At 75.7% G+C, this 7163-nt stretch carries 8 protein-coding genes; 1 reads left to right on the top strand and 7 read right to left on the bottom strand.

From position 1 onward, the window contains the following. Both RIF68_RS21085 and RIF68_RS21080 read right to left on the bottom strand, forming a co-directional pair. On the bottom strand, nt 1-869 hold an 869-nt coding region (locus tag RIF68_RS21085), incomplete at its 3' end, for a poly-gamma-glutamate hydrolase family protein (RefSeq protein WP_309052848.1). Between the two features lie 132 nt (nt 870-1001). Continuing rightward, nucleotides 1002-2561 (bottom strand): alpha/beta fold hydrolase, encoded by a 1560-nt coding sequence (locus RIF68_RS21080; protein WP_309052847.1) that lies wholly within the window; start codon nt 2559-2561, stop codon nt 1002-1004. 102 nt (nt 2562-2663) lie between these two features. Between RIF68_RS21080 and RIF68_RS21075 the strand changes: the two genes are divergently transcribed. Further along, entirely contained in the window at nt 2664-3482 is an 819-nt protein-coding gene (locus RIF68_RS21075) for a pentapeptide repeat-containing protein (RefSeq protein WP_309052846.1), read from the top strand. Nucleotides 3483-3693: 211 nt separating this feature from the next. On the opposite strand, the gene RIF68_RS21070 is transcribed toward RIF68_RS21075, so the two are convergent. The 5 genes from RIF68_RS21070 to RIF68_RS21050 form a co-directional block, all read right to left on the bottom strand. After that, nucleotides 3694-4485 (bottom strand): GNAT family N-acetyltransferase, encoded by a 792-nt coding sequence (locus RIF68_RS21070; RefSeq protein WP_309052845.1) that lies wholly within the window; start codon nt 4483-4485, stop codon nt 3694-3696. A gap of 68 nt (nt 4486-4553) precedes the next feature. After that, nucleotides 4554-4862: a hypothetical protein gene (locus RIF68_RS21065; protein WP_309052844.1), complete on the bottom strand. Its 309-nt coding sequence runs from the start codon at nt 4860-4862 to the stop codon at nt 4554-4556. A 26-nt stretch (nt 4863-4888) separates the two neighbouring features. After that, nucleotides 4889-5206 carry a hypothetical protein gene (locus RIF68_RS21060; protein WP_309052843.1) on the bottom strand — a complete coding sequence of 106 codons (318 nt, stop codon included), beginning with the start codon at nt 5204-5206 and terminating at the stop codon, nt 4889-4891. After that, the gene (locus tag RIF68_RS21055; protein WP_309052842.1) at nt 5203-5772 is read right to left on the bottom strand and encodes a cupin domain-containing protein; all 570 of its coding nucleotides are present in this window, start codon (nt 5770-5772) and stop codon (nt 5203-5205) included. The genes RIF68_RS21060 and RIF68_RS21055 overlap by 4 nt, the downstream gene beginning before the upstream one ends. 16 nt (nt 5773-5788) lie before the next feature. After that, nucleotides 5789-7009, bottom strand: coding sequence for a cytochrome P450 (locus tag RIF68_RS21050; protein ID WP_309052841.1), 1221 nt, complete (start codon nt 7007-7009; stop codon nt 5789-5791). Nucleotides 7010-7163: the final 154 nt, after the last annotated feature.

Raw genomic sequence — 7163 nt, 5'->3', positions numbered from 1 at the left:
TGGGCGGGTTCGGTGCCCGAGCCGGCCGTACGGCGGCGGGCCGGGGCCCCGCTGAAGTCGCCGAACATGGCCCGGCGCAGGGCGGTGGAGATCTCGAGCTGGGCGCCCGCGCCGGTGGCGGTCCGGTTGACGATGTTGGCCGGGTCGTCGCCGTTGAGGGCACTGTTGGGGCCCGCGACGGTCACCACCACCTTCCGGGCAGGGTCGGCCTGTTGCGCGGTGAGGCCGTGGGCGGCGAAGGAGGCCTCCAGGTTCCGCATGAGCCGCTGGTCGCGGCCGCCGATGACGATCTGCTTGTCCGAGACGGCCGATTCGGGGCTGTCGGGCTTGGGCGCGAAGCCGTGGAGGGAGACGGCGTACAGGTTGCGGGTGCAGACGGCGAGGGCGGCCGGGTCGTCACAGTTGGTCGAGGTGACGTGCAGTTCGCTCGACGAGGCCAGGCCCTCGAACATCCAGTAGTCGCGCTGCGGCACGCCGGGCACCGTGGTCTGCTCGGGGGGCACGGCGCCGGCCTCGTCCTCGGCGAGGAGGGCGTAGCCGGCGATGGCCAGGCAGAGTTCGCTGGTGCCGGCCTCGATGCCGCCGCCGTGCGGGGCGAGGACGGCCGTGCTGCGGACGGGGGCGGTGGAGTGGCGCAGATTGTCGGCGAGTTCGGGCCGCGGGTGGGTGCGGAACCGGCGCATCCAGTGGACGCCCTCCTGGTACTCGGCCTTGCTGTAGAGCACCGCGTTGGAGGCGGGTTCGGTGGTGGTGGCCGCCGCGGCGGCGGGGGCGTTCCCGGCGAGGTCGCCGATGAGGGGCAGGCCGGCCGCGGCGGCGGCCACGGAGGTCAGGAGCGTGCGTCGGCCGGGGCCGCTGGTGAAGGTCATCCGATGATGATCGCGGACGCCGGGAGGGCGCCGGGGAGCGGGGGCGGCCGAAGCCGGTTCCGCCCGGCGGAAAGCGGGCGGTGGCCGCGCCGGTCCGTCAGGTCACGTCCGCGGTCGCCCGTGGCGGCGCCGTCAGGGCCCCTCCCCATCGGTCGCATCCGGGGCCGCCGGGCCGAGGCCGAACTCCCGGAGGGCGGCGAGGAAACCGGCCGGGTCCTCCGTGTGGATCAGGTGCCCCGCGTCGCCGGTCCACAGGCGCGCTCCCGGGATCTGTTCGGCGAGCCTGCGGAGCTGGTCCTGCGGGAGGTGGCTGCGTTCTCCGCCGGCGAGGACCAGCGTCGGCACGGTGAGCGCCGAGTGACCCGTGCGCCAGGCCGGGTCGGGGTCGTTCAGCTGGGCGTCGGTGGCGGGGACGACGGCCCAGTCGAAAGGCAGCGGCCCGGTGGGGCGTTCGGCGGGGCCGCGCGGCGGGTCGAGCGGGACGAACCCCGGCGGTTCCTCCAGCACGAGCCGTCCGACGAGGGCGGGCTCGCTCCGGGCGAGGAGGAGGGCGGCGCCGCCGCCCATCGAGTGGGCGACGACCGTGGCGCCGGTCAGGCCGAGTGCCTTCAGGAAGCCGCCGAGCTCGTCGCGGAAGACGTCGAAACCGTAGTGCCCGGGATGGTCGCTGAGGCCGTGGCCGCGCAGGTCGGGGGCGTACACGCGGTGGTCGGCCGCGAGGGAGGCGGCGATCTTGTCCCAGGTGGTGCTGTTCTCGCCACGGCCGTGGACGAGGACGACGGGCGGGGCGTCCTCGGGCCCCTGGACGCGGTGGGCGAGGCGGACGCCGTCGACGGTGACCGTGCGGACGGCGGGGTCGAGGAAGGCGGCGACCGCGCGGACGAAGGCGCCGGCGTCGTCGATCCAGGGGTAGTGGGCCGCGCCCGCCTGGACGAGGAGCTCGCCGTGCGGGAGGAGGGCGGCGGTCTCGGCCGCCCGGGCGGGGGTGGGACCGGTGTCGTACTCCCCCGCGAGGACGAGGACGGGGGCGGTGAGGGTGGCGAGCGCGCGGCGGGTCGCCTCCGGGGTGCAGGCGCCGTCGGCGTGGTAGCGGGCGGCGGCCCCGGGACGGGCCTGGTGGCGGTCGGTCGCGGCGTGGGCACGGGCGGCCTCGTCCCAGCGGCCGTACGCGAAGGGGGCGACGGCTTCCCGGACGTTCTCCGGGGGTGTGCCGGGGCCGAGGGCGTCCAGGGCTGCCCGCGCCGTCGGATACCAGGGCCGGTCGGCGAAGGTCTCGAGGGCCGTGTCCCGCTCCTCGTCCGTGACCTCCTGGCCGAGGGCGCGGGCCAGTGAGGTGACGAGGACGAGCGAGCGGACGCGCCCGGGGTGCGCGGCGGCGTACAGGAGGGCGAGGTTGCCGCCGGCGGAGTGGCCGAGGAGGTCGATCCGGTCGAGCCCGAGGTGGGCCCGGAGCGCCTCGACGTCGAGGACCTGCCGGTCGCAGCGGTAGGTGGCGGGGTCGGCGGGTTCCGCGCTCGCGCCGGTGCCCCGGGCGTCGAGGAGGACGAGGGTCCGGTGGGCGGTGAGGCCCCCGAGGTCGCCGAGGTACGAAGCGTCGCGGAGGGGGCCGCCCGCGAGGCAGACGAGGGGGTCGCCCACGCCCGCCAGCCGGTAGGCGAGTTCGGTTCCGTCGTGGGTCGTGAACGTCGGCATGGGCACGAGCCTCCCCCGGTCGTGGTGATCTCGGCAAGGAAGTTCCGGGCGGGGCGCGATACGGTGGGTCGATCCGCCCCCCATGCGAAGGACCGTTTCACCGTGCCCGAGACCCGGGAGACCGCGCTGCGCGGCGACTGCGCCAGCTGCTTCGGCCTGTGCTGCGTGGCCCTGCCCTTCGCCCGGTCGGCCGACTTCGCCGTCGACAAGCCCTCCGGGGACCCCTGCCGGAACCTGCGGGACGACTTCCGCTGCGGCATCCACACGAAACTGCGCCCCAGCGGATTCCAGGGGTGCACGGTGTACGACTGCTTCGGCGCCGGCCAGCACGTCTCCCAGGTCACCTTCGGCGGGGTCTCCTGGCGGGCGGCTCCGGAGACGGCGCGGCAGATGTACGAGGTGTTTCCGGTGGTGCGCCAGCTGCACGAGCTGCTGCGCTACCTCACCGAGGCCCTCGGGCGGCGGGCCGCGCGTCCCCTGCACGGCGAGCTGGGCGCGGCGCTGGCCCGGGTGGAGGAGCTGACCGCACGGGACGCCGACGCCCTGGAGAAGCTGGACGTGGCGTCCGTACGCGGCGAGGTGAACCCGCTGCTGCTGCGGACGAGCGAGCTGGTGCGAGCCGAGGCCGGTGGCCGGCCACCGAGGAGTCGGCGCGGGGCGGATCTGATCGGCAAGCGGCTCCGGGGGGCGCGGCTGCGGGGCGCGGACCTGCGCGGGGCACTGCTCATCGCGGCCGACCTGACGGGCGCCGACCTGTCGCACGCCGACCTGATCGGCGCGGACCTGCGGGACGCGCAGCTGGCGGGGGCGGATCTGACGGGAGCCCTGTTCCTGACGCAGCCGCAGCTGAACGCGGCGCGCGGGGACGCCGCGACCCGCCTCCCGGAGGGCTTCGAGCGCCCCGCCCACTGGGCTTCCTGAGGTCCGGCCGTCTGCCGGGGCGTCGGCGTACCCCGCGTCCCCGGTACCCGGGAGGGTCGGGGCGGGAGACCGTCGCGCGACCGCCCCGGGACACGGTCACCGCGAGCCGTACGTCGACGGCGGCGTGCGGTCGCCGCGCCGCCGGCCGTACACCCTCTTCGTACGGCGTCAAACGCTGCGGGGGCTGAACGTCCCCCTGCCGAAAGGGCGTTCAGCGCGGGTCGTACGTGTACGGGGTCGTGGTGGTGAGTGTCAGAAAGCCCAGGCGGGCGAGGATCGGGCGGCTGGTGTCGGCCGCGTCGACCTGGACGTAGCGGTGGCCTCGCTCGGCCGCGACGCGCGCCCGGTGGGCGACGAGCGCGCGGTAGAGGCCCCGCCCGCGCCAGCCCTCGACCGTGCCACCGCCCCACAGGCCCGCGAAGTCGGTGCCGGGGTACAGCTCCATGCGGGCGGCGCTGACCGGCTCCCCGCCGGCGAGGGCGACGACGGCGGTGACGGTCTCCGGGTCGGCGGCGAGCCGGTCGAGCAGTTGCCGGCCGAGGGCGGAGCTGTCGGTCCCGAAGGCGCGTTCGTGCACCTCCACGACCTGGCGCACACCGGCCGCGTCGGTGACGGCGCGCAGGGTGACGCCCTCGGGCAGCGGTACGTCCCCCGGCAGGGCGGCGGCCTGAGCGGCCATCAGGGTCTCGGGGTCCTCGGCGGTGAACCCGGCCGCGAGGAGGCGTTCACCGAGCCGGGCGGGGGTGTCGTGCCCGTACAGCTTCCACTCGAAGGGCGTCCCGGTGGCGCGGTAGTGGCCGATCTGCGCGGCGATCACGGCGTCGACCTCGGCGTCCGGGGCGTCCGGGGCGAGCCCCGACCAGAGGACGCCGTTCCAGGCGTGGGCCGGGCCGGTGGCGCGGACGACGGGGCCTGCCCGCTCGACGCGGCACCCGGGTCCGTCGGAGCGCGCCCCGAGACGCAGTTGGCGGTCGTACAGGTCACGCAGGCGCTGGGGTTCCATCCGGCCACCTCAGCACCCGGGGGCGGTGGCCGCAACGCGTTTACCCCTCGGCGCGCACCTCGGGGCGCTCACCACGTCACGGGCAGGGCGACCGGACCGGGATTGACGGTCCCGCGCCGCCACGCGAGGCGTTCGGGCGCGACGGCGAGGGTGAGCGCGGGGAAGCGGGTGAGGAAGGCGGCGATCTCGCCCTTGACGGGCTCCGCCTCCGCCTCGGTGGTGCCGTGCCGCAGGACCGCCTCGCGCCAGGCGTGGACCCGGTCGAGGTCGGCGGCGGGCACGCCGGGGAGTTCGGCGGCGGCGGCGGGCAGGGGGCCGATGAAGGTTGCGGCGAGGTCCCCGGCCCGTTCCTCGGTGTGCGCGCGGAGCGCCCGCATGTGGCGGCGGGTGAAGGTGGGGGCGATCAGGTTGCGCAGCCGGGTGCGGTCGGGCGGGTCGGCACGGCCGACGCCGCCGGCCGGGGCGAGGGTGTGAGGGGGGTGGAGCTGGGGAGCGGCCGGCCGGCGGTGAGCGCGCGGCTCGTGCGCGGGGCGGCGGTGATCTGCCGGACGTCCTCGTAGCGGGTGACGAGCCAGGCGTGGCCCTCCCCGTACGGGAGGCGGACCCGGGCGACGGGCTCCTCGCGGCGCAGCCGGCGGGGCAGCGGGTCGGGCCCCGTGGCGGTCAGGGGTACCACGGCCCCGTCGTGGACGACGGGGCCGTGGTTCTCGGGTGCGGTCATGGGGTGGGGGTGGTCTCCCGCCTGCCTCCGGCGTCGTGCCGGAGGGGGGTGATCTGTTCGATGTCGTAGCGGACGCGGAGCCGTTCGATGGCCTCGTGGTCGACCTCGCCGCCGGAGCCGAGGATGTCCATGAGCTCCTCGAAGTACCGCTCGTGGTCGGGCGGGGGCGAGGCCTGGAACAGCATGCGGACCGGTTCGCCGGTGGGGTTGGCGAAGGCGTGCGGGCAGCCGGGCGGGACGAGGAGCAGGGTGCCGGGGGTGGCGCGGACGGCGCGCTGTCCGGAGGCGGACTCCCACTCGCGCCAGCTGTCGGGGGTACGGACGAGCGGTTCGAAGGCGAGGACGTCGAGCTCGCCCTCCAGCACGTAGAAGAGTTCCTCGCTGTGGCCGTGGGCGTGCGCGCCGACGTCGAAGCCGGGCGGGACGACGACCTCGAACGTGGAGGCGGTACGGCTGTGTTCGCCGGTCACCTTGAAGGTGACGTGCTGGGCGGCGGTGGTCAGGGTCCTGCCGTGGCCGGGCGGGACGACGAGTCCGCCGGCCGGTCCGATGGCCGTGGCTGTCACGGGGTTCCGGTTCCTCTCACCAGGTGACGGGCAGGGTCTCGGGGCCCCGGATGAGGGCGCCGCGCTGCCAGCGGAGCTCCTCCTCGGGGACGGCGAGCCGCAGGTCGGGGAAGCGGGTCCACAGGGAGTCGAGGAGGATCTCGGACTCGATGCGGGCCAGGGCGGAGCCGGGGCAGTAGTGGGGCCCGTGGCCGAAGGCGACGTGCGGGTTGTAGGCGCGGTCGAAGTCGAGCCGGTCGGGCTCGGGGAAGACGTCCGGGTCGCGGTTGGCGGTCAGGTAGGAGACGTAGACGGGGTCCCCGGCGGGGATGGTGACCCCGCCGACCTCGACGTCCTCCATGGCGATCCGGGAGAGGCCGACGGCGTTGCGGTGCGGGATGTAGCGCAGGAGTTCGTCGACCGCCTGGGGCAGCAGTTCGGGTTCGGCGCGCAGCCGGGCGAGGTGGTCGGGGTGGGTGAGCAGCGCGAAGACCATGTTGGCGCTGTTGTTGCGGACGGCGTGGGCGCCGCCGATCTGGATGAGGACGGCGAGGCCGACGGCCTCGTGTTCGGTGAGCGTCTCGTCGTCGACGGCGTCGGCGAGGACGGCGGCGAGCGTCTCGCGGCCGGTTCCGTGGCTGCGGCCGATGAGTTCGGTGAAGTAGCGGCCCATGTCGGCCTTGGCCCGTTCGCTGGCCTCCCGGCCCGCGCCGGCGGAGATGATGGTGTCGGACCAGCGGGCCATCAGCGGCCGGTCGCCCTCGGGGACGCCCATGAGTTCGCTGACCATGGCGAGCGGGAAGGGCCGGTTGACCAGCTCCATGAGGTCGGCGGGGGCGCCGTGCTCCTCCACCTGGTCGAGGAGCCGGTCCATGACGGTCTGGGCGTGGTCGCGCAGCGAGCGCAGGGCGCGGGCGCTGAAGGCGCGGGCGACGACGCGGCGCATGCGGGTGTGGTCGGGCGGGTCGGCGAAGCCGACGGCGCCCTCCATGGGGATGAAGTGGGGCGCGAGCCGGGTGATGGACCGGCCCCAGACGGCCTGGCGGCTGAAGCGCGGGTCGACCGAGACGAACTTGACGTCCTCGTAGCGGGTGACGAGCCAGGCGTGGCCCTCGCCGTTGGGCAGCCGGACGCGGGTGACCGGGTCCTCGTGCAGCAGGCGGGCGAGGAAGGGGTCGAACTCGAGCCCGGTGAGATCGGGAACGGCCCAGAAGTGGACCTGGGGGGTGTCGGCGGTGCCGGGGGCGGTGGTGGTCACGCGGCCGCCTCCCGGGGAGCGGGGGCGGGGCGGCACAGGTGGGACATGGCGTTCGCTTTCCTTCGGGCAGCCGGGAGGACCCGCCCGTGGGGACCGGAGGCGGGGACCCGGGGCCGGGCGGCCCCGCTGGCTCCAGCCTTGCCCCCGTCCGGGG

Origin of the sequence: Streptomyces sp. (genome assembly GCF_031178505.1) — a bacterium.
Classification (GTDB): Bacteria; Actinomycetota; Actinomycetes; order Streptomycetales; family Streptomycetaceae; genus Streptomyces; species Streptomyces gulbargensis.
This window is presented reverse-complemented; position numbering and strand designations above follow the sequence as displayed.

What these genes read in the sequence shown, in the direction of transcription:
- RIF68_RS21080 (WP_309052847.1), bottom strand. Translation starts at nt 2,561, where the DNA reads ATGCCGACGTTCACGACCCACGACGGAACCGAACTCGCCTACCGGCTG.
- RIF68_RS21070 (WP_309052845.1), bottom strand. Translation starts at nt 4,485, where the DNA reads ATGGAACCCCAGCGCCTGCGTGACCTGTACGACCGCCAACTGCGTCTC.
- RIF68_RS21065 (WP_309052844.1), bottom strand. Translation starts at nt 4,862, where the DNA reads ATGCGGGCGCTCCGCGCGCACACCGAGGAACGGGCCGGGGACCTCGCC.
- RIF68_RS21060 (WP_309052843.1), bottom strand. Translation starts at nt 5,206, where the DNA reads ATGACCGCACCCGAGAACCACGGCCCCGTCGTCCACGACGGGGCCGTG.